Consider the following 26,715-nt stretch of genomic DNA (forward strand, 5'->3'; position numbering starts at 1 on the left):
CGAGAAAACTGGAGATCGACATGAAGCGCTTCAATCTTTCCGCCTGGGCGGTCAGCCATCCGGCGCTCGTGCTGTTCCTGATGGTGGCGCTGGGCATCGCCGGCCTGTTCTCGTATCAGCGGCTCGGGCGAGCGGAGGACCCGTATTTCACGGTCAAGGTCGTCAACGTCTCCGTGATGTGGCCGGGCGCGACCGCCAAGGAGATGCAGACCCAGGTCGCCGATCCCATTGAGAAGAAGCTGCAGGAGCTGCCCTATTTCGAGAAGGTGCAGACCTATTCGAAGCCCGGCTTCTCCGCGATGCAGGTGACCTTCCGCGATTCCACGCCGCCGAAGGACGTGCCCTATCTGTTTTATCTCCTGCGCAAGAAGCTGGTCGACGTGCAGGGCGAATTGCCGAGCGGCATTCTCGGCCCCGTCGTCAACGACGAATTCTCCGACGTCGATTCCATCCTCTTCATGCTGACCGGCGATGGTGCCGACTACAAGCAGCTCAAGACGGTTGCAGAGGCTTTCCGCCAGCGCCTGCTCAAGGTGAACGGCGTCACCAAGGTCGACATGTATGGCAACCAGGACGAGCGCGTCTTTGTCGAGTTCTCTCACGCCAAGCTCGCCACGCTCGGCATCACGCCGCAGGCACTGTTCGACTCGCTCGCAAAGCAGAACAACGTCGTGCCGGCGGGCACGGTGGAAACCTCGTCGCAGCGCGTGCCGCTGCGCGTCACCGGCGCGCTCGATGGCGCCAAAGCGGTGGCGGAAACGCCCGTCGAGAGCAATGGGCGCGTCTTCCGGCTGGGCGATATCGCAACCGTCACCCACGGCTTCGTCGACCCGCCGAGCTTCATCGTGCGCCAGGAAGGCAAGCCCGCGATCGGCATCGGCGTCGTCACTGCCAAGGGCGCCAATATTCTCGAACTCGGCAAGGACGTGAATGCCGCCACCGCCGACTTCATGAAGGCGGTGCCGCAAGGCATCAATATCGATCAGATCGCCGATCAGCCCAAGGTCGTCGAGCACGCGGTCGGCGAGTTCGTGCACTCTTTCGTCGAGGCGCTCGCGATCGTGCTGTTCGTCTCCTTCCTCGCGCTCGGCTGGCGCACCGGCATCGTCGTGGCCCTGTCCGTCCCCTTGGTGCTCGGAATCGTCTTCATCGTGATGAACGCGATGTCGCTCGATCTGCACCGCATTACGCTCGGTGCCTTGATCATCGCGCTCGGCCTGCTCGTCGATGACGCGATCATCGCGGTGGAGATGATGGTGGTGAAGATGGAGCAGGGCTGGGACCGCATCCGCGCCGCGTCCTTTGCGTGGGAGTCGACGGCGTTTCCGATGCTCACGGGCACGCTGGTCACCGCGGCCGGTTTTCTACCCATCGGCTTTGCCAATTCGGCGGTCGGCGAATATGCCGGGGGCATTTTCTGGATCGTGGCGATCTCGCTGATCGCCTCCTGGTTCGTGGCCGTGATCTTCACGCCCTATATCGGCGTCAAGCTGTTGCCGGACATGAAGGTCCACCACAGTCACGACCCGCACGCGATCTATGAGACGCGGCTCTATCGCGGCTTACGCGCCGTCATCCAATGGTGCGTCGATCATCGCATCACCACGGTCGCGGCGACTGTGGGCATCTTCGCCGCCTCAATCGTGGCCTTCGGCCATGTGCAGCAGCAGTTTTTCCCGCTGTCGGAGCGGCCCGAACTGTTCCTGCAGCTACGCCTACCGGAGGGCACCGCCTTCAATGTCACGGAAAAGTCGGTGGAGAAGGCGGAGACGCTGCTTAGGGGTGACAAGGATATTTCGACCTACACCGCCTATGTCGGGCAGGGCTCGCCGCGCTTCTGGCTGGGCCTTAATCCCCAGCTTCCGAACGAGGCCTTTGCCGAAATCGTGATCGTGGCGAAGGACGTCGAAGCGCGCGAGCGCATCAAGGCCAAAATCGAGAACGCGGTGGCTGACGGTGCGCTCAGCGAGGCGCGCGTGCGTGTCGACCGCTTCAATTTCGGTCCGCCGGTCGGTTTCCCCGTGCAATTCCGCGTGATCGGGCCTGACACCAACAAAGTGCGCGAGATCGCCTATCAGGTCCGCGATGTCATGAAGCAAAACCCGAACGTCAAAGACGTGCAACTCGACTGGAACGAGCAATCACCTTACCTGAAACTTGTTGTCGACCAGGATCGTGCCCGTGCGCTGGGCCTGACCCCGCAGGACGTCTCGCAGTCGCTCGCCATGCTGATCTCGGGCCTCCAGGTCACCACCGTGCGCGACGGCATCGAGAAGGTCAGCGTGGTCGCCCGCGCCGTTCCCTCCGAGCGGCTCGATCTCGCCCATGTCGGCGACCTCACCATTACTTCCAAGAACGGCATCGCCGTGCCGCTGCAGCAGATCGCGAAGATCGAATATTCACACGAGGAGCCGATCCTGTGGCGGCGCAATCGCGACATGGCGATAACGGTGCGCTCCGACGTCAACGACGGCGTGCAGGCGCCCGATGTCACCAACCAGATCTGGCCGAAATTGCAGGAGATTCGCGATCATCTCGAGCCGGCCTACCGGATCGAGGCGGGCGGCGCGTTCGAGGAATCCGCCAAGGGCAATGCCTCGATCTTCGTCCTCTTCCCGATGATGGCGATCGTGATGCTGACGCTCCTGATGATTCAGCTCCAGAACTTCTCGCGCCTCTTCCTGGTCTTCCTCACCGCGCCCCTTGGCATCATCGGCGCCTCGTTGGGGTTGAACGTCGCCAACGCCCCGTTCGGCTTCGTCGCGCTGCTCGGCCTGATCGCGCTCGCCGGCATGATCATGCGCAACACCGTGATCCTGGTCGACCAGATCGAGACCGACGTCACCCATGGGCTCACGCGCAAGGAGGCGATCGTGGAGGCGACGGTGCGCCGGGCCCGACCGGTGGTGCTCACCGCGCTTGCCGCTATCCTCGCCATGATCCCGCTGTCGCGCTCGGCGTTTTGGGGGCCGATGGCGATCACCATCATGGGCGGTTTGTTTGTTGCAACCTTCCTGACCTTGCTGTACCTGCCGGGTCTCTACGCCCTCTGGTTCCGCAAGAGCCTTGAAGAAAGCGGCGCAAACGCCGATCTTGCGTCGCAGCAACGGCAGCCCGCTTTTCCGCTTGCTGAGGCCGCGGAATAGTTGAACATTGAGATCGTCATGACGCTGATTTCCGAACATGTCGAGCCTGACACCCGCGAGCGGATCCTCGTGGTGGCGGAGCGGCTGTTCCGGCAGCTCGGCTACCAGAAGACCACGGTCGCGGATATCGCCAAAGAGCTGCGTATGAGCCCGGCCAACGTGTATCGCTTCTTCGAGTCGAAGAAGGCGATCCACGAAGGCGTGGCGCGCACGCTGATGGGCGAGGTCGAGACCGAAGCCAAGCGGATCGCGGATGCTCCGGGGCCGGCTACGCCCCGTCTGCGCGAACTCATAAAGACCATCAACCGCATGAACACCGAGCGCTATGTCGGCGACTCCAAGATGCACGAGATGGTCGAGATCGCCATGGAGGAGAGCTGGGACGTCTGCGTGGCGCACATGGAGCTCATCACCCGCATCATCGGCGAGGTGATCGGGCAGGGCGCGGCGTCGGGCGAATTCCGCGTCGCCGATGTACCGCTGGCGGCGATGTGCGCCTGTACCGCGATGGTGAAATTCTTCCATCCGCAGATGATCGCGCAGGCCGCCGACAAACCCGGCCCCAGCATCGATCAAATGATCGATTTTGTCCTCGCCGGGCTTGGTTCGGGCAAAGCTGCAGGCTAAGTTCCCCTCCATCCGTCATTCCGGGGCGCACGCGCAATACGCGCGGGCGAACACGGCGATAATTGGGTTATTCCGTCATTGCGAGCGCAGCGAAGCAATCCAGGCTTGCTCCGCGGCGACACTCTGGATTGCTTCGTCGCTTTCGCTCCTCGCAGTGACGCTCCAACAACAAGGAAGCAGGTGTGGCAGAGAAGGAATTGCACTATTACGAACCGGCCAACGGCCATGGGCTGAAGCACGATCCCTTCAATGCCATTGTCGCGCCGCGGCCGATCGGCTGGATTTCCTCGCGCGACGCCAAGGGCAACGTCAATCTCGCGCCTTACAGCTTCTTCAATGCCTTCTGTTACAAGCCGCCGATCGTCGGTTTTTCGTCCACGTCCTGGAAGGACAGCGTCGCCAATATCCAGGAGACCAAAGAGTTCGTCTGGAATCTCGCGACCATGGACCTCGCCAGGCAGATGAACGCGACGGCGGCCCACGTCGCCCGTGATGTCGACGAATTCGGCATCGCCGGGCTGACGCCGGTACCCTGCAAACTCGTCAACGTGCCGCGCGTCGCCGAGAGCCCAGTCGCCTTCGAGTGCAAGCTGTCACAGATCATTCAGCTCCAGGGCGCCGACGGCAGCAAGGCCGAGGCTTGGCTGACGCTCGGCGAAGTCGTCGCCGTCCATATCGATAAGGCCTTCATCAAGGACGGCGTCTACCAGACCGCGCTGGCACGCCCCATCGTCCGCGCCGGCCGACGCGGCGACTATTTCGAGATCCGCCCCGAGGCCATGTTCGAAATGCCGCGTCCCGATTGATGGTCTGAGCCGGTGCTCACTCCTCTCGCTCTCCCCGTTCTTCATGGGAACAGGGGCGGGGTGAGAGGCTCTCTCCACGAGCACAATTGGAGGAGAAAGCCCCTCACCCGGATCGCATCTAACGATGCGATCCGACCTCTCCCCACGGGCGGGGCGAGGTAAAGGGAATCCGGAACTCGGGGCAAAATGCCTCGTTATTGCTCGATCAATTTCAGTTTATTTTCAGTGCGAACGGCCGCCTGATTTTTTGGCCTTTTCGTTACAGAAGGTTCTGCCGAACATCGACTGACATCGCGCCGTTGCTCGCAACCGTTAGGGACATCGCCATGAGCTCCTTTCGCCGCGACTTCATGACCAAGCCGATCTTTTCCCTGGCGCGCAAGGCGCTGCCGTCGATGTCCGACACCGAGCGCGAAGCACTGGAGGCGGGCGACGTCTGGTGGGACGCCGAGCTCTTCACCGGCGAGCCGGACTGGCAGAAGCTGTTGAACTATCCCCAGGCCACGCTCGCGGACGAAGAGAAAGCTTTCCTCAACGGCCCGGTCGACGAGCTCTGCGCCATGCTCGACGAGTGGAAGATCAACTGGGAATGGCGCGACCTGCCGAAGGAGGCCTGGGACTTCATCAAGGAGAAGAAATTCTTCGGCATGATCATTCCGAAGGAGTATGGCGGGCTCGGCTTTTCGCCCTATGCGCATTCGGAAGTGGTGCGCAAGCTCTCCTCACGCTCGCTGACTGCCGCTGTCACGGTGATGGTGCCCAATTCGCTCGGCCCCGGCGAACTCTTGCTGCGCTTCGGCACCAAAGAGCAGCGGGAAAAATGGTTGCCGCGGCTGGCTGACGGCCGCGACATTCCCTGCTTCGGCCTGACCAGCCCTGAGGCTGGCTCCGACGCCGCTGCGATGGTCGACACCGGCATCATCTGCAAGGGTGATTTTGAAGGCCGCGAGGTGCTTGGCATAAGGCTCAATTGGCACAAACGCTACATCACGCTGGGGCCCGTGGCGACGCTTCTGGGCCTCGCCTTCAAGGCCTGCGATCCCGATCATCTCCTAGGTGCGAAGGAAGAGCTCGGAATTACCGTCGCGCTGATCCCGACGCATCTTCCCGGCGTCGAGATCGGCCGCCGCCATCTTCCGGCGATGCAGGTCTTTCAGAACGGCCCGAACCGGGGCCGCGATGTGTTCATTCCGCTCGACTACGTCATCGGCGGCAAGGACCGATTGGGCCAGGGCTGGAAGATGCTGATGACGGCGCTCGCCGCCGGCCGCGGCATCTCGCTGCCCTCGCTCTCAGCCGCCGGCGCCGCCTACGCCGCGCGTACCACTGGCGCTTACGCCCGCATCCGCGAGCAGTTCGGGATCGCCATCGGCAAGTTCGAAGGCATCGAGGAGCCGCTCGCCCGCATCGCCGGCACGGCTTACCTGCTCGATGCCGCGCGGCGGCTCACCTGCGCCGCCCTTAACGAGGGACATCATCCCGCGGTCATCTCCGGCATCATGAAGCTGCAGGCGACTGACCGGATGCGGATCGTGATCGACGACGCTATGGACATCCATGGCGGCAAGGCCATCATCGATGGCCCGCAGAACTATCTCGGCAATCTCTATCGGTCGGTGCCGGTCGGCATCACAGTGGAAGGCGCCAATATCCTGACACGCAACCTGATCGTGTTCGGGCAGGGCGCGATCCGCGCGCATCCCTATCTCCTGGAGGAGATGAATGCGTTGGGTGAGGAGGATCGGGATCGCGGGCTCGATGCGTTCGATTACGTGCTCTGGAAGCATGTGGGCCACAGCTTCATGACGCTGCTCCGCGCCTGGGGCCGGAGCTGGACGTTCGGCTTGTTTGCGCCCGCCCCGGATGCCGGCGCCGCGACCGGCTTCTATCGCCAGCTCTCGCGTTATGCATCGGCGTTCGCGCTCTGCGCCGACGTGGCGCTGCTCACGCTCGGCGGCGCCTTGAAACGCAAGGAAATGCTGTCGGCGCGTTTTGGTGACATTCTCTCTGAGCTTTACCTGCTCTCCGCCGCGTTGAAGCGCTGGCACGACGAGGGCCGGCAGCAAGAGGATTTCCCGCTGCTGCAATGGTGCATGGCGACCGGTTTCAAGACCATCGAGAACCGCTTTGCGGAGATTCTCGCCAACCTGCCCAACCGGTTAGTGGGCGCTATGTTGAAATTCCTGATCCAGCCGTTCGGCGCGCGCGTGCTTGGCCCCTCCGACCGCATCATCCATCAATGCGCGCAGATCATCCTGACGCCGTCGGCCGCGCGCGACCGGCTCACGCCTGATCTCTCGTATGTCGAGGATGACGGCGGGCGGGCGCGGCTGGAAAAGGCGTTATCGCTGGTTGTCGCCGCCGAGGATGCGTCCAGGAAGATGCGCGCCGCGCGGCTGCATGACCGGCACGAAGCGCTGAAGCGCGGTGTCATCACCCAGCTAGAGGCCGACAAGCTCGCCGCTGCGCATGACGCGGTGGCGAAGGTCATCGAGGTCGACGATTTCGCGCCCGAGGCGTTGTCGCCGATTTACAAGAAGAGCGCCGACGTGCATCAGTTCTTCCAGGAGCTGGGTGAGCAAAGGGCGGCGAGCTGATGGCGCGGCCAGTCTTTATCATCGACGGCAGCCGGACGCCGTTTCTGAAAGCGCGTTCGGGGCCGGGGCCGTTCACGCCGGTCGATCTTGCCGTGCAAGCGGGGCGGCCGCTGCTGGCACGCCAACCCTTTGCACCATCCGCTTTCGATCAGGTCATTCTCGGCTGCGTCAACGTCATTGCGGACGAAATGAATCCGGCCCGTGTCGCAGCGCTGCGGCTCGGCATGGGCGAGGCCATGGTCGCCTTCACGCTGCAGATCAATTGCGGCTCGGGCATGCAGTCGATCGACACCGGCTATCGCTATATTCGCGAAGGCAACGCCAATCTGATCCTGGCTGGCGGTACGGAAGCGCTGAGCTATGCACCACTGGTCTGGTCGCAACAGGGGGTGCGCTGGTTCGCAGGCTTCGCGACCGCGAAGAGCCTGGGTGCCAAGATCGCGGCCGCGCTCAAGCTGCGGCCGAACTATTTCAAGCCGATCATCGGGCTGGAGCGCGGCCTTACCGATCCGATCACCGAACTCAACATGGGGCAGACGGCGGAAGTCGTCGGCCATCTTTTCGGCGTCACGCGTGCGCAAGCGGATAGCTACGCCGCCGAGAGTCATCAGCGCCTTGCCAGGGCGCAAGCGGAAGGTTTCTTGAAAGGCGAGGTCGAGACCGCCTTCGCACGCGACGGCAAGTTCTACGACCGTGATGACGGCGTGCGGCCTGACTCGACGGCGGAGACGCTTTCGAAACTGCGGCCGGTGTTCGAGCGACCCTGGGGCCAGGTCACCCCCGGTAATTCATCTCAGATCACCGACGGCGCTTCGTGGGTGATCCTCGCTTCCGAGGATGCTGTTGCAAAATATGGGCTGACGCCGAAGGCCGTAATCCTCGACAGCCAGTGGTCGGCGCTCGATCCGTCGATCATGGGTTTGGGCCCGGTATTGTCGTCCGCCGAACTGCTCAAGCGCAACGAGTTGACGCTGCAGGATATCGAAACCTGGGAGTTGAACGAGGCCTTTGCCGCGCAGGTGCTCGGCTGTCTTGCCGCCTGGAACGACGACAAATTCTGTCGCGAGGTACTGGGCCTCGATAGCGCGGCCGGCCAGATCGACCGCGCCAGGCTGAATGTCGACGGCGGGGCCATCAGCCTTGGGCATCCCGTGGGCACCTCGGGCAATCGCATCGTGCTGCACCTCGTCAATGCGATGAAGCGGCTGGGCACACGGCGCGGCATCGCCACCGAATGCATCGGCGGCGGGCTGGGCGGCGCGATGCTGATCGAGACGGTGTGATCATGGACTCGAGGGTAATGGACGTTCTCGCCGACCGCATGCTCGCGCTGGGCCCAGCGCCTGCACCCGGCCCCTACCGCCATTTCAAGCTGACGCGCGATGGCGACGGTATCGCCTGGCTGTTGTTCGACCGCGAGGGCGCCAGCGCCAACACGCTTTCCGCCGAGGTGATGGGGGAGTTCGAACAGGTGCTCACCGCTTTGGAGAGCGAACGCCCGGCGGGGCTCGTCATTCGCTCGGCGAAAAAGTCCGGCTTCATTGCGGGTGCGGATGTCAACGAATTCCGCGGCGCGAGCGATGCCGGTCCGGTTGAAGCGGCGATCATGCGGGCTCATGCGGTGATTGATCGCCTGGAAGCGCTGCGCGTGCCGAGCGTTGCCGTGATTCACGGCTTCTGCCTCGGCGGCGGCCTCGAGGTCGCGCTCGCCTGTGAGTCCCGGATTGCGATCGACAATGCGCGTTTCGGCTTTCCCGAGGTAATGCTCGGCTTGCATCCAGGCCTGGGCGGCACCGTGCGCTTCACGCGCCTCGTCAATCCGATGCAGGCGATGACCTTGATGCTGACGGGCCGGACCATCGACGCGCGGCGCGCGAAGGCGCTCGGGCTCGTCGATGCAGTGACACAGGAACGGCACGTCGCTGCCGCGGCGAGGGATGCCGTCTTCGGCCGCTTGAAACGCGCGCGGCCGGGCGTCTTGAACACGCTTCTCAACTCCGCGCCTGCGCGGGGCCTTCTCGCCTCGCGCATGCGCAAGGAGGCGGCCAAGGCAGCCTCGCCGGAGCATTACCCGGCGCCTTACGGCTTGATCGATCTCTGGGAGAAACACGGCGGCGACAAGGCCGCGATGCTTCAGGCCGAGAAGAGCTCGTTCGCGCGTTTGATGGTGACGCCGTCAGCGCAAAATCTGATCCGTGTCTTCTTTCTGCGCGAGCAGATGAAGAAGCTCGCCGGCACTGGCAACAAAATCCGCCATGTCCACGTCATCGGTGCCGGCGCCATGGGCGGCGATATCGCGGCCTGGTGCGCGCATCAAGGCCTGCGCGTCTCGCTGGCCGACATGAAGCCGGAGCCGATCGCTTCCGCGATCAAACGCGCGAGCGATCTCTTTACAAAGATTACCCGTAAGCCGATTGAGGTCCGCGATGCCTTGGACCGGCTGGTTCCGGATCTGGACGGCGAGGGCGTGCGCAACGCGGACCTCATCATCGAGGCGGTCCCGGAAAAGCTGGAGCTGAAACAGAAGGTCTACGCCGCGCTGGAGCCGCGGATGAAGCCAAGCGCGATCCTCGCCACCAACACCTCCAGCATTCCGCTGCAGGATCTGCGCACGAGTCTGCAAAGGCCGGAGCGCTTGCTCGGCCTGCATTTCTTCAATCCCGTCTCGAGGCTGCAATTAGTCGAAGTGGTGAGCCATGACGGCACCGACAGCGAGCTGTTGAAACAAGCGCTTGTCTTTGTCGGCGCCATCGATCGCCTCCCGCTACCGGTGAAGAGCTCACCCGGCTTTCTCGTCAACCGCGCGTTGACGCCCTACATGCTGGAAGCGATGCTGATGCTGGATGAAGGCGTCGACAAGGGCGCCATCGATGCGGCCGCGGAAAAATTCGGCATGCCGATGGGACCGATCGAACTCGCCGACCGGGTCGGACTCGATATCTGCCTCGATGTTGGCGACATGCTGCGTTCGAAATTCGGGGACCTGCTGCCGGATGCGCCCGCCTGGCTGCGCGAAAAGGTCATCAGGGGTGAGTTGGGGCGCAAGAGCGGCAAGGGCTTCTATTTCTGGAAGGAAGGCAAGGCCGACAAGTCGCAAGCTGGGCCGAACGGGCCGCAGCCGACGGGCGAGATGATCGACCGCCTGATCCTGCCGATGTCGAATGTCTGCGTCGCCTGCTTGCACGAAGGTATCGTGGACAATGCCGATGCGGTCGATGGGGCCATGATTTTTGGCACGGGCTATGCCCCGTTTCGCGGCGGACCGTTGAACTATGCGCGCACGCGCGGCGTCGAGAATGTGATCGCCACACTTCGCGCGCTGTCGCAAAAGTTCGGCGGTCGGTTCTTGCCCGACGCGGGCTGGGAGACCTTTAAATGACGGATACGCAAGTGCGGGACCCGCTGAATGCCGCTGCCGAGCCGGGTGGTGATCTCTGCATCCGCACGCTGGCGATGCCCGCGGACACCAACGCCAATGGCGATATTTTCGGCGGTTGGCTCCTCAGCCAGATGGATGTCGGCGGCGGCGTGTTTGCATCCAAGGTCGCGAAATCGCGCACGGTGACGGTCGCGATCGAGGCGATGAACTTTCGCAAGCCGGTCTATGTCGGCGATCTCGTCTCGGTGCATGCGACACTTGTGCGCACGGGGCGCACCTCGATCACGGTGCATCTCGAAGCCTGGGTGCTCAGGCGCGAGGAGTCGCGCTCTATTCTCGTTACCGACGGTAATTTCACCTATGTCGCGATCGACGACCATGGCCGCCCGCAACCGGTGCAGCGCGATCAGACGATCGCGACATAAGTGTCGGTGTGATGGCAGCCGGACGACTCTTTTGAGAAATTCCAACGTGCGCAGGTTACTGTAGCTGGCGGTTGTTCTACGGGAACGAAACCGCCCCGAATCTGTTATAAGCCCTCACAGGGGATCTGAGAGCGGGCAATGTCCGATCGCTACATTATAGAGGTTGGATCGCAGCAGGCGGGAATCGTCGTGCGCGGTCCGGACGGTTATCGTTTCTTTGCGGCATCGCCGCGCTTCCAACAACTCGAAGGTCGAATCTTCCGTACCCCACGCGATGCCGAGCGCGCCGCCGCGCGCCTGCTCGAGGCGGCGTAGGCGCGGCTGCGGCTGCATAGCCGGACTGCTGCAGCGCGACTTCCATCCTTAAGGCACTGTCATTCCGGGGCGCCGAAGGCGAACCCGGAATCTCGAGATTCCGGGTTCGATGCTTCGCATCGCCCCGAAATGACGGCGCATGAATTGACGACGGAGCGAGGATTGACCCGGCTCTTAAACCGCCGCTACCTTAAGCCGCACAACCGCGACAAGGTAACGCCGTGACCGGCCTGACCCACCGCCAATCGGAAATCCTCAACCTCGCGCGTGCCTCGGGCCGGGTGATGGTGGAGGAGCTCGCGCGCCGCTTCGAGGTCTCGGCGCAGACCATTCGCAAGGACCTCAACGATCTCTGCGAACAGCGTTCGCTGACGCGCATTCACGGCGGCGCCATCATCGCGTCCGGCGTGGAAAACCTCGCTTACGAGGCGCGCCGCTTTGTCGCGGCCGAGGAGAAGAAGGCGATCGGGGCGGCGGCCGCGGCGCTGATCCCGAACGGCTGCTCGCTCTTCATCAATATCGGCACCACTACGGAAGAAGTCGCAAGCGCGCTCACCTCGCATGAGGGCCTGCTCGTGATCACCAACAACCTCAACGTCGCGATGCTGCTCTACCGCCATCCGCGCATCGAGGTGATCGTGGCGGGCGGTGCGGTGCGTCGCGCCGACGGCGCCGTCGTCGGCTCGACCGCAACGCAACTGATCGGCCAGTTCAAGGTCGACTATGCCATCATCGGCGCATCGGCCATCGACGAGGAGGGGGCTCTGCTCGACTTCGACTATCGCGAAGTGCAGGTGGCGCAAGCCATCATCGCCAATGCGCGCAGCGTCATCCTGGTCGCCGACTCCACCAAGTTCACCCGCAGCGCGCCGGTGCGCATCGCCCATATCAGCCAGATCCAGACCTTCGTCACGGACCAGCCGTTGCCAGCGGGGCTGGCCAATATCTGCCATTCCCGCGGTATCCAGGTGATTGAAGCGATGCCAAAACGCGCGGCGGATGTCGAGGAGGCGGCCGAAACGAGCGAGGCAGGAGAAGGCGCCGAGCCGTCGCCAGTGGTGCGGTTGCGATAGTCGCAAAGTAGACTGCCTAGGTCGATCGCGAACGCTCAGGCTGGTCCGTCGCCCTGACCAGCGACAAACGGCGAAGCCGTTTGCGCGGGGATGACGGGGTGAGCGCGCCGCGGCGGCAAATGGGGGGACCCGGTCAACTATGATCCGGCGTCTTCGCCGCGGTCCCGACGGCAGCGGCGGCATCTTTCGCGATCTCGGTGTCGGTTTCCTTGCTCATGCCCGCGATGCCGACAGCGCCGACGACCTCGCCATTGACGCGCACCGGCATGCCGCCACGCAACGACATGATGCCGGCGGTGACGAAGGCCGTCCGGCCCTGGTTGATGTTGTCCTCAATCTCCGCCGTCGGCCGTTGCAGCCGCGCCGCGGTGCGCGCCTTCTCGATCGCAAGCTCCGCGCTGGCCGGGCGAACGCCGTCCATGCGCGTAAACGCCAGCAAGTCGCCGGCGGGGTCGACGACAGCGACGGCCGAAGGCGCCTTGCGCTGCTCGGCAAGCGCCTTGGCTGCCTGTAGCACCTTTTCGGCGCCGGCCTGGTCGAGGGTCCTGACCTGGATGGTCCGTGCAGCCGCCGAGACGGCAAGAATGGCGGCCAATAGTCCGACGCTGGTGGCAAGTTTCGTCATGGCGATCTGATCTTCGAGAGTTGGAGTTCGGCGGGAGGGCGTTGCTGCCGCTGGCACGCAGCTTCGCGCTGCACTGCAGCAGGTAACAAGCAAACGAGCAGGGCGCTCATCACGCTTGAGTGTGCGGCCGTTTCCCGCCTTTCCTGGCCCCGTTCTCTCCGGCTCCTACTTTCGTCTTAACCCACGCACCCTTCGCAAATGCAGCATTTCGTTTTCGCTTGCTTTCGTTTTGTTTGTGATTTACCGAAAAGCGAAAGTGAAATCGCCAAATCGAACGGCGAGCGCCGGGGGAAGCGTCTTTTGGATCGAATTTTTGACCTCGCAATCATTGGCGGCGGGATCAACGGCTGCGGCATCGCGCGCGACGCGGCGGGCCGCGGAAATACTGTCTTCCTCTGCGAAATGAATGATCTGGCGAGTGGGACGTCGTCCTGGTCGACCAAGCTCGTGCATGGTGGCCTGCGCTATCTCGAATATTATGAGTTTCGCCTGGTCCGCGAGGCGCTGATCGAGCGCGAAATCCTCTGGCAGATCGCCCCGCACATCATCCGCCCGTTGCGATTCGTGCTGCCGCACCAGGCCGGCCTGCGTCCGGCCTGGCTGCTCCGGCTCGGCCTCTTCCTTTACGATCATATCGGCGGGCGCGTGCTGCTGCCGCCGACGCGCTCGGTCGATCTCACCAAGGATGCGGTCGGCCGCCCCCTGGTTCCCGGCCGCTATAGCCGCGGCTTCGAATATTCCGACTGCTTTGTCGACGACGCGCGGCTGGTGGTGCTCTCGGCGCGCGATGCCGCCGATCGCGGTGCCGAGATCCGCACGCGGACGCGTGCGACCGACATCCGTCAGCAGGACGGCATCTGGCAGGTCATGGTCGAAAGCACGCGCGACGGCGCACGGTCGACCATTCGTGCCCGCACGCTGGTCAATGCCGGAGGTCCGTGGGTGGAGGAGGTGCTGGCGCGAGGGGCCGGTGTCAATGCACGCGCCAAGGTGCGGCTGGTGCAGGGCTCGCATATCGTGATCAAGAAGCTCTACGAGCACGACCGCGCCTATATCTTCCAGAACGCCGACGGCCGCATCGTCTTCACTATTCCCTATCAGGACGATTTCACCTTGATCGGCACCACCGATCGCGACTATGACGGCGATCCTGCCAAGGTGAAGGCGACTGCCGAGGAGATCAAATATCTTTGCGACGCCGTCAGCGAATATCTAGCGAAGCCGGTCACGCCGGCGGACGTCGTCTGGAGTTATGCTGGCGTGCGTCCGCTCTATGACGACGGCGCGAGCGAAGCCAAGGCCGCGACCCGCGACTATGTGTTCGAGCTCGACACGCCGGGCGGTGCGCCGCTGCTCTCCATCTACGGCGGCAAGATCACGACCTATCGGCGGCTTGCCGAGGAGGCGCTGGAGCGGCTCGATCCTTACCTGCGCAGCGCCAAGGCGCGCGAAGGCTGGACCGCCAAATCGCCGCTGCCCGGCGGCGACATGGATGTCTCCGCGGTGCCGGCGCTGACCGCGGAGCTCATGCGCAACTATCCATTCCTCACGCGCGACCACGCGAGCCGGCTCGCTCACGCCTATGGCACGCGCGCAGCGCGCTTGCTAGACAATGCCAAATCGGCCGATGATCTCGGCGTGTCCTTCGGCGCCACGCTGACCGAAAGCGAGGTCCGATATCTGATGGCCGCCGAATGGGCGATGACCGCCGAGGACATCGTCTGGCGGAGGTCCAAGCTGGGCCTGCGGATGTCCGCCGAAGAAATCGCTGCGCTTGACGACTGGATCGCCGCCAACAGCGCGCGTGAGGCAACGCCCCTGCTCGAAGCGGGAGGGCGGTCATGAGCGTCACGCTCGACCATGTGACGCGCACCGTCGATGGGCTGCCGACCATTCGCGATGTCTCGCTGACGTTGGAGAAAGGGACGCTCGCCGTCCTGCTCGGCCCGACGCTGTCGGGCAAGACCTCGATCATGCGGCTGCTGGCAGGGCTGGACAAGCCGACCACCGGCCGCGTGCTGGTCCATGGCAAGGACGTCACCGGCATCGATGTGCGCAGGCGCTCGGTCGCCATGGTCTATCAGCAGTTCATCAATTATCCCTCGCTGACCGTCTATGAAAACATCGCCTCGCCGCTGCGCGTGCAGGGCAAGCCGCGCGAGGAAATCGAAAAACGCGTGCGCGAGGCCGCAAGGCTGCTGCGGCTCGAGCCTTTCCTTAACCGCACGCCGCTGCAGCTCTCGGGCGGCCAGCAGCAGCGCACCGCGATTGCGCGCGCTTTGGTGAAGGGCGCCGATCTCGTGCTGCTTGACGAGCCGCTCGCCAATCTCGACTACAAGCTGCGCGAAGAGCTGCGGGCGGAACTGCCGCGCATCTTCGAGGCATCGGGCGCGATCTTCGTCTATGCGACCACGGAGCCCTCGGAAGCGCTGCTGCTCGGCGGACGCACGGTGTGCATGTGGGAGGGCAAGGCGCTGCAGATCGGCGAGACGCCGAAAGTATACCGCCATCCCGAAACGTTGCGCGTTGCGCAGGTGTTCTCCGATCCGCCGCTCAACGTGGTCGGCATCGAAAAGAGGAACGGCTCGGTGCGCTATGCCGGTGGGGTCGAGGCGCCGGCCTCCGGGCTTTATGCGAGGCTTTCCGACGGCACTTACCGCGTCGGTTTTCGTGCCCATCAATTGGAGATCGGCAAGGGCATTCCAGGGCGTCACGCTTTTCCGGCGACCGTCTCGGTGACGGAAATCACCGGTTCAGAGAGCTTTGTGCACCTGACCCGCGATTCCGTGAACTGGGTCGCGGTGCTGCACGGTGTGCACAAGTTCGAGCCTGGGCAAACGCTCGATGCGGTGCTCGATCCCGACAACATCTTCGTCTTCGACGGGGCCGATCGCCTGGTCGCATCTCCCGCCTCCAGATGGGGAGATGCCTGATGGCCCGCATCGACCTCGTCGATCTCGCGCATTCCTATCACGGCAACAGCACGGACACCGAAAGTTACGCGCTGAAGCCGATCTCGATGACCTGGCGGCAGGGCGGCGCCTATGCGCTGCTCGGCCCGTCCGGCTGCGGCAAGACCACGCTGCTCAACCTGATCTCCGGCATCATCACGCCCTCGCGTGGAAAAATCCTGTTCGACGGCAAGGATGTGACGCTGCTCTCGACGCAGAAGCGCAACATCGCGCAGGTGTTCCAGTTTCCGGTCATCTACGACACCATGACGGTCGGGCAGAACCTGGCCTTTCCGCTGAAAAATCGCGGCGTGCAAAGGCGCGAGATCGACGCGCGGGTCTCCGAGATTGCGCATCTGCTCGATCTCACGCCCGACCTGCATCGCAAGGCGACGCGGCTGACTCCGGACGCCAAACAGAAGATCTCGCTCGGCCGCGGCCTGGTGCGCTCCGACGTTGCCGCGGTGCTGTTTGACGAGCCGCTGACGGTGATCGATCCCGAGCTGAAATGGCAGCTCCGCTCCAAGCTGAAAAAGCTCCACCGCGAGCTCGATCTCACCATGATCTATGTCACCCACGACCAGACCGAGGCGTTGACCTTCGCCGACACCGTCGTGGTGATGCATGACGGACGGGTGGTGCAGAGCGGCTCGCCGGCGGAATTGTTCGAAAAGCCGGCGCACACGTTCGTCGGCTATTTCATCGGTTCGCCCGGCATGAACATCATGTCGGCCGAGGTGAGGGGACGCGAGGCGCGGATCGACGGGCACGTGATTTCCCTCAAGCGCAACTACGACGGGCTGCCGACAGGAGCGAAGATCGAAATCGGCGTGCGTCCGGAATTCGTCGACATCGCGCCACCGTCGCCCGGCCTGCTCTCGGCCCAGATCGAACGTATCGACGACCTCGGCCGCATGCGCTTCGCCCGCGTGCGGGTCGGCGACGTGAAATTCGCTGCGCGCGTGCGCGAAAGCTTTTCTAGCCTCGACGGCCGGTGCGGCCTGATCTTCGATGCCGCGCATGTGCATGTCTATGCCGACAGCCGGCTGGTCGAGGGAGCGCCGTAATGGAGAAGACCGTCAACCAAAAGGCCTGGTTCCTGGTGCTGCCGGTGTTTCTGGTCGTGGCGTTCTCCGCGATCATTCCGCTGATGACGGTGGTGAACTATTCGCTGCAGGACACCTTCGGCAACAACCAGTTCTTCTGGAACGGCGTCGGCTGGTTCAAGGAGTTGCTCGATCCCTCGACCGATCTCGGCGGCCGTTTCTTCGCCTCGCTTTGGCGCAACCTGTTTTTCTCTTTCGTGATCCTGGCGATCGAGGTGCCGCTCGGCATCGTCATTGCGCTGTCGATGCCGCGCCAGGGCTGGCAGGTCGCGGCGTGCCTGGTAATCCTGGCGCTGCCACTCCTGATCCCCTGGAACGTGGTCGGCACCATCTGGCAGATCTTTGGACGGCCCGACATCGGCCTGCTCGGCTATGCGCTCAACAGCATCGGCATCAACTACAATTACGTCTCCAACGAGTTCGACGCCTGGGTCACCGTCATCGTCATGGACGTCTGGCACTGGACGAGCCTGGTCGCGCTACTCTGCTATGCCGGGCTGAAGTCCATCCCTGACGCCTACTACCAGGCCGCCCAGATCGACGGCGCCTCGCGCTGGGCGGTATTCACTGCGATCCAGTTGCCGAAGATGAATCGCGTGCTCCTGATCGCGGTGCTGCTGCGCTTCATGGACAGCTTCATGATCTACACCGAGCCGTTCGTAGTGACCGGCGGCGGCCCCGGCAACTCGACGACCTTCATCTCCATCGAGCTCGTGAAGATCGCACTCGGCCAGTTCGATCTCGGCAAGGCGGCGGCGATGTCGCTGGTCTACAACCTGATTATCCTGATCGTCTGCTGGGTATTCTATACCGTCATGACCAACGCCGGCGCCGGGCGCCGCGTCAAGGAGGGAGCGAAGTGATGCATTCGATTCCCGGCCGCCGCATCATCATCTCGGTGTTCCTGGTCTTCCTGCTGTTGCCGATCTACTGGCTCGTCAACATGAGCTTCAAGACCAACAACGAGATCGTCTCGACCATGACGCTGTGGCCGCAGCATCCGACGATCCAGCATTACGTGCGCATTTTCAGCGACGAAAGCTGGTACTCCGGCTACATCAACTCGCTGAAATACGTCATCATCAACACCATCATCTCGATCTCGGTCGCGCTGCCGGCGGCCTATGCCTTCTCGCGCTACCGCTTTCTCGGCGACAAGCACCTGTTCTTCTGGCTGCTCTCGAACCGCATGGCGCCGGCCGCGGTCTATGCATTGCCGTTCTTCAATCTCTATTCGGCGATCGGCCTGTTCGATACGCCCTGGGCGGTGGCGCTGGCGCACTGCATTTTCAATGTGCCGCTCGCGGTGTGGATTCTCGAAGGTTTCGTGTCCGGCGTGCCGCGCGAGATCGACGAGACCGCGTTCCTCGACGGTTATTCGTTCCCGCGCTTCTTCGTGAAGATCCTGATGCCCCTGATCGCCAGCGGCATCGGGGTGGCCGCCTTCTTCTGCTTCATGTTCTCCTGGGTCGAACTCTTGCTCGCGCGCACGCTGACGTCGGTGAATGCAAAACCGATCTCGGCGGTGATGACACGCACTGTCTCCGCCGCCGGCATGGATTGGGGCCTGCTCTCGGCGGCGGGCGTTCTGACCATCATCCCCGGCGCGCTGGTGATCTGGTTCGTCCGCAACTACATCGCGCGCGGCTTCGCGCTCGGGCGCGTCTAAGGAGGCATCATGGACAGCATCGCATGGATGGCCTGGACGCTGCCGACTGCGATCTTCTTCACGATGATCGCGCTGATGCTCGCGATCATGACTTGGCTCGCCATCGCCTATCCGGAAGTCGAGCGCGTCGGAGTGCTGCGCATTCCGACCACGCGCGGCGACCGTCTGTTTGTTTCATTGATTGTCACCGCGGTCGTGCATCTGCTGTGGATCGGCCTCATCGGCACCGACACCATCGCGACGCTGCCGATCGGTGAAGAAGGAATTGAAATCTCGAGCCTGTGGCTCGCGCCCGTGATTTCGTTGGGTTTGGCCGTGGTCATTTTCCGCACGGCCTGAGCCTTTCGAGATAAGAGCAGATCCGGGGATCAACTCGGGCCTGATTTAAGTCTGTCGCTGCAACGGAGGAACAACATGCGACACCTAGAACGAAGCAAGGGGCCTTTGTCGAGGTCCCGGATGTTGATGATGACGAGCGCGTTCGCGCTGATGGCGGTCTCGGCCGCGGTCACCGCCCCCGCTTACGCCGACGAAGCTGCGGCCAAGAAGTGGATCGACAGCGAATTCCAGCCTTCGACGCTGTCGAAGGACGACCAGATGAAGGAGATGGAGTGGTTCATCAAGGCCGCTGCACCCTTCAAGGGGATGGAGATCAATGTCGTCTCCGAAACGCTGACGGTGCACGAATATGAATCGCGCACGCTGGCGAAAGCGTTCGAGGAAATCACCGGCATCAAGGTCAAGCACGACATCATCCAGGAAGGTGACGTCGTCGAGAAGATCCAGACCCAGATGCAGTCCGGCAAGAACGTCTATGACGGCTGGATCAACGACTCCGATTTCATTGGTACCCATTTCCGCTACGGCCAGGCTGTCGACCTCACCGACTGGATGAAGGGCGATGGCAAGGACGTCACCGATCCGATGCTTGACGTCGATGACTTCATCGGCAAGTCGTTCACCACGGCGCCGAACGGCCATCTCTATCAGCTCCCCGACCAGCAATTCGCGAACCTCTATTGGTTCCGCTACGACTGGTTCACCAACCCTGAGTACAAGGCCAAGTTCAAGGCCAAGTACGGCTATGACCTCGGCGTGCCCGTGAACTGGTCGGCCTATGAGGACATCGCTGATTTCTTCACCAACGACATCAAGGAAATCAACGGCGTCAAGGTCTATGGCCACATGGACTACGGCAAGAAGGACCCATCGCTCGGCTGGCGCTTCACCGACGCCTGGCTGTCGATGGCCGGCAACGGCGACAAGGGTCTGCCGAACGGCTTGCCGGTCGACGAATGGGGCATCCGCATGGAAGGTTGCCGTCCAGTCGGCTCCTCGGTCGAGCGCGGCGGCGACGTCAACGGCCCCGCGGCGGTCTACTCGATCGTCAAATATCTCGACTGGCTGAAGAAGTATGCCCCGCCGCAGGCGCAAGGCATGACGTTCTCCGAAGCGGGCCCGGTGCCGGCGCAGGGCAACATCGCCCAGCAGATCTTCTGGTACACGGCTTTCACCGCGGACATGGTGAAGCCCGGCCTGTCGGTCATGAACGCCGACGGTACGCCGAAGTGGCGCATGGCCCCCTCGCCGCACGGCGCGTACTGGAAAGAGGGCATGAAGCTCGGCTACCAGGACGTGGGCTCGGCGACGCTGCTCAAGTCCACGCCGGCTGACCGCCGCAAGGCGGCCTGGCTCTACCTGCAGTTCATCGTCTCCAAGACTGTGTCTCTGAAGAAGAGCCATGTCGGTCTCACCTTCATCCGTGAATCCGACATCTGGGATAAGTCCTTTACGGAACGTGCGCCGAAGCTCGGCGGCCTGATCGAGTTCTATCGCTCGCCTGCGCGCGTACAGTGGACCCCGACCGGGAACAACGTCCCCGACTATCCGAAGCTCGCGCAGTTGTGGTGGCAGAACATCGGCGATGCCGCGTCCGGTGCGAAGACGCCGCAACAGGCGATGGATTCGCTTGCGGCCGCGCAGGACTCGGTGCTCGAGCGTCTGGAGAAGTCGGGCGTGCAGGGCGCCTGCGGACCGAAGCTCAACAAGAAGGAGACGGCTGAGTATTGGTTCAACAAGTCGGCCAAGGACGGCAACATCGCGCCGCAGCGCAAGCTCGCCAACGAGAAGCCGAAGGGCGAAACCATCGACTACGACACCTTGATCAAGTCGTGGCCGGCCTCTCCCCCGAAGCGCGCTTCGGCCAACTGAGGCACTCGCTCCGCTGTCATCGTCCGCGAAAGCGGACGATCCAGTCACCGGGCTCGCCGAAGCCGAGACCCGGTGGCGGGGTGTGACGAGTGGAGAAAACCAGGGCCGGGAGCAATCCCGGCCTTTTGCCTGCGTATTCCATTGCGACCATCTCGCCTCGGCTTCACTTCATTGGTCTATAAGAGATGTTACTCTATCTCCTCATCGTGAGGAGCTTGCCGAAGCAAGCGTCTCGAAGGATGAGGCCGAGAAGCTGCGAGCGGGGCTCATGGTTCTCCCGGCGATGCGCAGCATCGTCCGGAGACGGCGCATACGCGCCTCCTCACCATGAGGAGCTAACGCGCAAGGCGGGCAGAGGGAGTTCCTAATGCGCATCATCTTCCGTTGCGATCCGAAGCTTGCGGATCATCTGCCGCGGCCGGTGCCGGCGCGCAGCGCGTTGCCCGACTGGCTGCGCGAGATGCCGGCCAATGCCCCCTCCGAGCTCCACGGGCGTGATATTCGCACGCTCAAGCAATGCCCGCCCTTTGTCGACGCTATGGCCTACGGCGTGATGATCCTTCTGCCTTGCGACATCACGGTCGAGCGCGGCGCGTTTTCATGGGACTGGGATATTCCGGAGCCAGCGACCGAGGGGCATCCGCGCGCGCCGCTGAGTTTTCATGTCGCGGCGCAATTTGCCGGCGCGCCGTTCGCCAAAAGCCGACAGGCGGCGCTGAAATTCAATAGTTTCTGGACAATCGAGCTGGAGGAAGGCTGGTCGCTGTTCGCGACCCATCCGGTCAATCGCGACGATCTGCCGTTCCGCCTGGTGTCGGGCCTGGTGGACGCCGATCGATTTCACGATGGCGGCATCAATTTCCCGGCCGTGTGGACCAGATCCGATTTTTGCGGCGTGCTGCCGAAGGGCACACCGGTCGCGCAATGCTTTGCGGTGCGGCGCGACAATCCTCAACTCGTGTTCGAGAGCTTTGATGAGGCGCACCAGAAGGCTTATGCGCAGACGGTAGCCGAGGTGCTTGCCAAACCCGGCGTCTATCGCAAGCGCTTTCGCGCCCGGCGTGGCCGGCTAACCATTTAGTGTCCGCCGATCAGGTGCAGAGCCGAACGAGCGCTTTCAATCAGGCCCGTCATTGCGAGGAGCGAAAGCTTCGCTTGCGCTCGCAATGACGCCGGAGGTCGGGCTCGACTCGCTCAGCTCGGCGACTGCTCTAGTGTCCGCCGCAGATCGGATTCATCCAGCCACAGCCGGCCGTGCGAGGCCGAGGTCAGCGCCATCGCGATCGCGCCGAACATCTCCGGACGCAGGCGATAGGCTTGCGCATAGGCGGTCATCGCGCCATCGGGATCACCGGACTCCTGCAGCACGATGCCGAGATTGAGCGCCGCTTCCGCGTGATCGGGCTTGACGGCGAGCGCCTTGCGGTAGGCGCCTTCCGCCGCGTAGTACTCGCGCCGGTCCTGGCGGACGAGGCCGAGATCGAACCACACCGAAGCCGGCGCCTCGTCTGTCGCCGCGCGCTCGAGATAGGATGCGGCCACCGCGAGATCGCCATCCTCGAAGGCGAACCGCCCGAGCCGCGCCGCGGCCTCCTGGTGCTGCGGAATGACCTTCAGGATCGCGCTCCACGCCTCGCGCGCCTGCGTCCGGAAGCCGGCCTGGTCGAGCGTGCGCGCTTTCTCCACGAACATCTCGCGCTGCGGCTGAAGCGCGATCGCGCGATCGAGATGCGCCAGCGCACTTGCGAAATCGCCCGCACTGCGTGCGATGCGGCCGGCAAGCAGCCGCGCCGCGGCACTATCGGGTCGCTTGGCAAGGCTCGCCTCGATGTGCCGGCGCGCCGCGGTAGCGTCGTTCTGCGCGAACAGCACCGCAGCCAGCAAATGACTGAGCATGGGCTCGCCGGGGTGACGAGAGAGGCCTTCTTCGCAAAGCTTGCGAGCTTCCTCGGCGCGGCCCGCGTTGAACGCGGCGGTGGCACGGCGGACGATGTCCTCGGCGGTACTTTTCATGCCGGGAAGAATAGAGCAGAAAGTTATGGGCTGTCATTCCGGGGCGATGCCAAGCATCGAACCCGGAATCTCGAGATTCCGGGTCTGGTGCTTGCGCACCAGCCCGGAATGACAGTGTGGGGCAGATCTTCGCTACTCCGCCGCTTCCGTCTCCAGCACCGGATAATCCGTGTACCCTTTGGCGCCGCCGCCATAGAACGTCGCCTTGTCCCAATCGTTGAGCGGAGCGCCGCGCTTCAAGCGTTCCACCAGGTCGGGGTTGGAGATGAACGGCTTACCGAATGCGATCAGGTCGGCCGCGCCTTCCGCCAGCACCTTGGTCGCAAGCTCGAAGTCGTAGGCGTTGTTGGCGACATAGGCGCCGCTAAAACGCTTGCGCAAGCTCGCATAGTCGAACGGCGCGATGTCGCGCGGCCCGCCGGTCGCGCCCTCGATCACGTGAATGTAGACCAGCTTCAGCGCATTGAGCTGATCCACGATGTAGTCGAACAAGGGTTGCGGGTTGGAATCGGAGATGTCATTGGCCGGTGTCACCGGCGAGATGCGGATGCCGGTGCGCTCGGCGCCGATCTCGGCGCTGACGACCTTGGAGACCTCCAGCATCAGCCGCGCGCGGCTTTCGATCGATCCGCCGTACGCATCCGTGCGTTTGTTGGCGCCGTCCTTCGCGAACTGGTCGAGCAGATAGCCGTTGGCGCCATGAATTTCGACACCGTCAAAGCCCGCTTCCCGGGCATTGGCCGCGGCACGCTTGAAATCGTCGATGATGCCGGGGATTTCGGAAAGCTCAAGCGCGCGCGGCTCGGAGACGTCGGCGAAACTGCCGCCCACGAAGGTCTTGGTATTGGCGCGGATCGCGGACGGCGCAACCGGCTTGCCGCCGCTCGGCTGTAGCGAGGTGTGAGAGATGCGTCCGACATGCCAGAGCTGGATGAAGATTCGCCCGCCAAGCTCATGCACGCGCTCGGTGATCTTGCGCCAGCCCGCGACCTGCTCCTTTGAATAGATGCCGGGGGTGTCCTGATAACCCTGACCCTGCTGTGAGACCTGGCTCGCTTCGGTGATCAAAAGTCCGGCGGAGGCACGCTGGCCATAATATTCGGCCGCAAGCGGGCCCGGGACCATGCCGGGCGGCACCGCGCGGTTGCGGGTCAAAGGCGCCATCACCAGGCGGTTGGGCAGCGTGATCGGGCCGAGCTTGAACGGCTCAAACAACTTGGTCGGCGTGCTCATAAGGATGTCCGAGTGAAAGTTTCAGGTCAGCAACAAGTGGGCATTGCGGCAATCTGTGCAATGCTGCAAGTCATTCCTCCCACGCAGACGAGCCGCGCGAGGCGCTGTTTGAAAAAATTCATTCGGATTTCAAATCGGCACGAAAGGAAGGCGCTAAGAGCTGCCTTTGGTTTGATGTGTTTCTTCTCGTCATTCCGGGGCGGCGCGATAGCATCGAATCCGGAATGACGAGATTCCGGCTTCGGCTCTATCGAGCCGCCCCGGAATAACGGGGGCAGGAATCTCGCGCTACAACCTGTGGATTCCGAGCTCGCTCTCGCGCGCCTCGGAATGACGACGGGACTACTGCATTGGCGGCAGCGCGGCTGCGGCGGGCTGAGGGCGTGGGGTGCCGCGCATCCGCGCCAGTAATTCCGCCGTCGGCCAGGAGTCCGCCGGCAGGCCATACTTGATCTGCATCGCTTTAACGGCGCTGCGGCTCTGCTGCCGGAGCACGCCATCGACTTTGCCGACGTCGAACCCTGCGCGCACCAGGAGTTGCTGCAATTCTTTGATCTCGTTGAAAGGGAGCTGCGCCACGTGTCCCGCCGGCCTGCGCATCGGCGGTGCGCCGGCGATGCGCGTGGCGAGATAGGCGGCTGTGGTGGAATAGATCAGCGAATTATTCCATTCCGTGTAAGCCGCGAAATTCGGATAGGCGAGAAATGCGGGACCCATCCGCCCCATCGGCAACAGCACTGATGCCGGCAGATTGTCGCTCGGCAGCGCGCGTCCGTCCGGATAGGTCACGCCCAGCGTTATCCACTTGGAGCGCGGCAACTGGATGGTGAGGTCGGCCTGCTCGTAAGGGAAATCCTGCGGCAGGCGGATCTCCTCGAGCCACGGCTCGCCGCGCCGCCACTTCAGGCCATTGGCAATATAGTTCGCAGTCGAGCCGATCACGTCCGGTCCACTGCGCAGCAGGTTGCGCCGGCCGTCGCCGTCATAGTCGACGGCATAGGTGAAATAATGCGTCGGCAGAAATTGCGTCTGGCCCAACTCGCCGGCCCAGGAGCCGATCATCTCGGAAGGCGAGAGATCGCCGCGATCGATGACCTTCAGCGCCGCGATGGTTTCGTTCTGGAAGCGCTCGGAGCGGCGGCAGTCGTAAGCGAGCGACACCAGCGAAGGCAGCACCTGCAGATTGCCCATGTTGGCGCCGAAATCGCTTTCCAATCCCCAGAATGCGGCGATCACCGCGGGCGGCACCCCATATTCCTTCTCCGCGCGCGCAAAGGCTGCCGCGTAGGTTCGGATGTGTGCCTGGCCGTTCTGCATCCGGTAGTTCGCGGCCATGCGCCCGGCGAACTCGGTGAAGAGCTGGCCGAATACGCGCTGGCCGCGGTCGCGGTTGACGATACCCTGGTTGTAGGTGAGGTAAGGCGAGGCCTCGGCAATCGCCTGTTGTGACACGCCTTCCGCGACCGCCCGCTGCTTCAACTCGCTCAGGAATTTTTCGAAGCTTGCGCCATTATGGCAGGACGCGGCCCGCAGTGAGGGCGCACCGGCGGGTCTCGCTGGCACCGCCGCGGGTCTTATCGGTGCGAGAAACGATTGCTGCGCCGATGCCGGCGGCGATAGCGCCAACAAAGTTGCAATGATCGCAATCGCAGTTCGGATTCCAGGCAAAGGGATCGGCATCGATCGGACGGCCTCGCGCAAACCAGGATCCTTCCGGAATACCCGAACGTGGGGAAAAAGGAAATCTCTCCGGGCTTACGCGCGAGAACGGATGTGCACTACAGCGAGACCAGGCGGCCGTCCGCGATCAGCGACGCGGCGCATTTATCCCAGCCGCAAACGCGCTCAATCTCTCCAGGCTGCGTGACTGTAGCGGCAAATTTGCATTCGTTCTTGTCCAGTCATTAACCACTGTGCAATCGCCGCGTAGCGGTCCACAGTTTCGCCCTCTAGTGGAATGAAACATTAGCTCTCTTTAGGGCAATGTTTTTAACATGTTGAGAAACGGTGAATACGCGGCATGGTTCCGGACTTCGCGCGGCGAAGGCACGGGGATCGTGCATCTTGCGGACGGCAGGATTTCGGGCCGCGACAGCTTTTTCAACTATAGCGGTTCCTACGAAATCGAGGACGATCGCTTCACCGCCACCTTGAAGACCCGCCGCTATGCCGATGGCCCGACGACGCTGTTCGGTGTCGACGAGGTCGAGGTGAAGCTGACCGGCACCGTCAATGGCACCATCGCGTGCTGCTCCGGCATCTCCGAACAGGCGCCGGGCGTGCATTTTGAGGCCACGCTGTTCCTGAACCAGGAGCCGCAGGAGCCGCAGGTCAAGCGCCCAATCTCAGCCAAGGTGGCGAAATTGCCGAAGAAGATCGGGGCACGCTATCGCGCCCGGCACCCATTCGTTTCGGAACGCTGATCGGCCCCATTTCCGCCACGGCAGCGCGACGCACGGCGGCGGCATCGTACAACTCCGGGGGAAGTCAGGAACCTGATCCTCGGTTGGGTGTTGGGGTCGCAGATCGGCGCCTGCGC

General features: G+C 63.2%; 22 protein-coding genes. 18 read left to right on the top strand and 4 right to left on the bottom strand.

Annotated elements, in window-relative coordinates; genetic code table 11:
• Positions 1-20: 20 nt before the first annotated feature.
• The 9 genes from F758_RS0104095 to F758_RS0104135 all read left to right on the top strand — a co-directional run bounded on the left by F758_RS0104095 (position 21) and on the right by F758_RS0104135 (position 12,368).
• Entirely contained in the window at positions 21-3,146 is a 3,126-nt protein-coding gene (locus F758_RS0104095) for an efflux RND transporter permease subunit (RefSeq protein ID WP_024506660.1), read from the top strand.
• An 18-nt stretch (positions 3,147-3,164) separates the two neighbouring features.
• On the top strand, positions 3,165-3,773 hold the full coding sequence (locus F758_RS0104100; protein ID WP_024506661.1) for a TetR/AcrR family transcriptional regulator: 609 nt from the start codon (positions 3,165-3,167) through the stop codon (positions 3,771-3,773).
• Positions 3,774-3,955: 182 nt separating this feature from the next.
• Positions 3,956-4,579, top strand: a complete 624-nt coding sequence (locus tag F758_RS0104105) for a flavin reductase family protein (RefSeq protein WP_024506662.1) — start codon at positions 3,956-3,958, stop codon at positions 4,577-4,579.
• Positions 4,580-4,878: 299 nt separating this feature from the next.
• Entirely contained in the window at positions 4,879-7,176 is a 2,298-nt protein-coding gene (locus F758_RS0104110; protein ID WP_283805839.1) for an acyl-CoA dehydrogenase, read from the top strand.
• Positions 7,176-8,459: an acetyl-CoA C-acetyltransferase gene (locus F758_RS0104115; RefSeq protein ID WP_024506664.1), complete on the top strand. Its 1,284-nt coding sequence runs from the start codon at positions 7,176-7,178 to the stop codon at positions 8,457-8,459. The genes F758_RS0104110 and F758_RS0104115 overlap by 1 nt, the downstream gene beginning before the upstream one ends.
• A 2-nt stretch (positions 8,460-8,461) precedes the next feature.
• Positions 8,462-10,555, top strand: a complete 2,094-nt coding sequence (locus tag F758_RS0104120; protein ID WP_024506665.1) for a 3-hydroxyacyl-CoA dehydrogenase NAD-binding domain-containing protein — start codon at positions 8,462-8,464, stop codon at positions 10,553-10,555.
• Positions 10,552-10,980 carry an acyl-CoA thioesterase gene (locus F758_RS0104125; protein ID WP_024506666.1) on the top strand — a complete coding sequence of 143 codons (429 nt, stop codon included), beginning with the start codon at positions 10,552-10,554 and terminating at the stop codon, positions 10,978-10,980. The genes F758_RS0104120 and F758_RS0104125 overlap by 4 nt, the downstream gene beginning before the upstream one ends.
• Positions 10,981-11,118: 138 nt before the next feature.
• On the top strand, positions 11,119-11,295 hold the full coding sequence (locus F758_RS50695; RefSeq protein ID WP_198026407.1) for a hypothetical protein: 177 nt from the start codon (positions 11,119-11,121) through the stop codon (positions 11,293-11,295).
• A gap of 221 nt (positions 11,296-11,516) precedes the next feature.
• On the top strand, positions 11,517-12,368 hold the full coding sequence (locus F758_RS0104135; protein ID WP_024506667.1) for a DeoR/GlpR family DNA-binding transcription regulator: 852 nt from the start codon (positions 11,517-11,519) through the stop codon (positions 12,366-12,368).
• Between the two features lie 133 nt (positions 12,369-12,501).
• Here F758_RS0104135 and F758_RS0104140 read toward each other — a convergent pair whose 3' ends face one another.
• Positions 12,502-12,993, bottom strand: a complete 492-nt coding sequence (locus tag F758_RS0104140; protein WP_084305082.1) for a GlcG/HbpS family heme-binding protein — start codon at positions 12,991-12,993, stop codon at positions 12,502-12,504.
• Positions 12,994-13,293: 300 nt separating this feature from the next.
• Here F758_RS0104140 and glpD point away from each other — a divergent pair, with 300 nt between their 5' ends.
• The 8 genes from glpD (at position 13,294) to F758_RS0104180 (ending at position 22,011) form a co-directional block, all read left to right on the top strand.
• On the top strand, positions 13,294-14,838 hold the full coding sequence (gene glpD, locus F758_RS0104145) for a glycerol-3-phosphate dehydrogenase (protein ID WP_024506669.1): 1,545 nt from the start codon (positions 13,294-13,296) through the stop codon (positions 14,836-14,838).
• On the top strand, positions 14,835-15,926 hold the full coding sequence (locus F758_RS0104150) for an ABC transporter ATP-binding protein (RefSeq protein ID WP_024506670.1): 1,092 nt from the start codon (positions 14,835-14,837) through the stop codon (positions 15,924-15,926). Before glpD ends, F758_RS0104150 begins: the two co-directional genes overlap by 4 nt.
• Positions 15,926-17,011, top strand: a complete 1,086-nt coding sequence (locus F758_RS0104155) for an ABC transporter ATP-binding protein (RefSeq protein ID WP_024506671.1) — start codon at positions 15,926-15,928, stop codon at positions 17,009-17,011. The genes F758_RS0104150 and F758_RS0104155 overlap by 1 nt, the downstream gene beginning before the upstream one ends.
• Positions 17,011-17,913, top strand: coding sequence for a carbohydrate ABC transporter permease (locus F758_RS0104160; protein ID WP_024506672.1), 903 nt, complete (start codon positions 17,011-17,013; stop codon positions 17,911-17,913). The genes F758_RS0104155 and F758_RS0104160 overlap by 1 nt, the downstream gene beginning before the upstream one ends.
• Positions 17,913-18,719: a carbohydrate ABC transporter permease gene (locus F758_RS0104165; RefSeq protein ID WP_024506673.1), complete on the top strand. Its 807-nt coding sequence runs from the start codon at positions 17,913-17,915 to the stop codon at positions 18,717-18,719. The genes F758_RS0104160 and F758_RS0104165 overlap by 1 nt, the downstream gene beginning before the upstream one ends.
• Positions 18,720-18,728: 9 nt before the next feature.
• Positions 18,729-19,058 carry a DUF2160 domain-containing protein gene (locus F758_RS0104170; RefSeq protein ID WP_024506674.1) on the top strand — a complete coding sequence of 110 codons (330 nt, stop codon included), beginning with the start codon at positions 18,729-18,731 and terminating at the stop codon, positions 19,056-19,058.
• Between the two features lie 75 nt (positions 19,059-19,133).
• Entirely contained in the window at positions 19,134-20,930 is a 1,797-nt protein-coding gene (locus F758_RS0104175) for an ABC transporter substrate-binding protein (RefSeq protein ID WP_035720646.1), read from the top strand.
• Between the two features lie 367 nt (positions 20,931-21,297).
• Positions 21,298-22,011 (top strand): hypothetical protein, encoded by a 714-nt coding sequence (locus F758_RS0104180; protein ID WP_024506676.1) that lies wholly within the window; start codon positions 21,298-21,300, stop codon positions 22,009-22,011.
• A gap of 113 nt (positions 22,012-22,124) precedes the next feature.
• Here F758_RS0104180 and F758_RS0104185 read toward each other — a convergent pair whose 3' ends face one another.
• The 3 genes from F758_RS0104185 to F758_RS0104195 form a co-directional block, all read right to left on the bottom strand.
• Positions 22,125-22,943: a tetratricopeptide repeat protein gene (locus F758_RS0104185; RefSeq protein ID WP_024506677.1), complete on the bottom strand. Its 819-nt coding sequence runs from the start codon at positions 22,941-22,943 to the stop codon at positions 22,125-22,127.
• Positions 22,944-23,075: 132 nt separating this feature from the next.
• A complete protein-coding gene (locus F758_RS0104190; protein WP_024506678.1) occupies positions 23,076-24,176 on the bottom strand; it encodes an alkene reductase in 1,101 nt (366 codons plus the stop codon).
• Positions 24,177-24,518: 342 nt separating this feature from the next.
• A complete protein-coding gene (locus tag F758_RS0104195) occupies positions 24,519-25,856 on the bottom strand; it encodes a lytic murein transglycosylase (protein ID WP_084305086.1) in 1,338 nt (445 codons plus the stop codon).
• Between the two features lie 314 nt (positions 25,857-26,170).
• On the opposite strand from F758_RS0104195, the gene F758_RS0104200 reads away from it, so the two are divergent.
• Complete coding sequence (locus F758_RS0104200; RefSeq protein WP_024506680.1) at positions 26,171-26,599, top strand: hypothetical protein; 429 nt, start codon at positions 26,171-26,173, stop codon at positions 26,597-26,599.
• Positions 26,600-26,715: the final 116 nt, after the last annotated feature.

Source organism: Bradyrhizobium sp. ARR65 (genome assembly GCF_000472385.1).
Classification (GTDB): domain Bacteria; phylum Pseudomonadota; class Alphaproteobacteria; order Rhizobiales; family Xanthobacteraceae; genus Bradyrhizobium.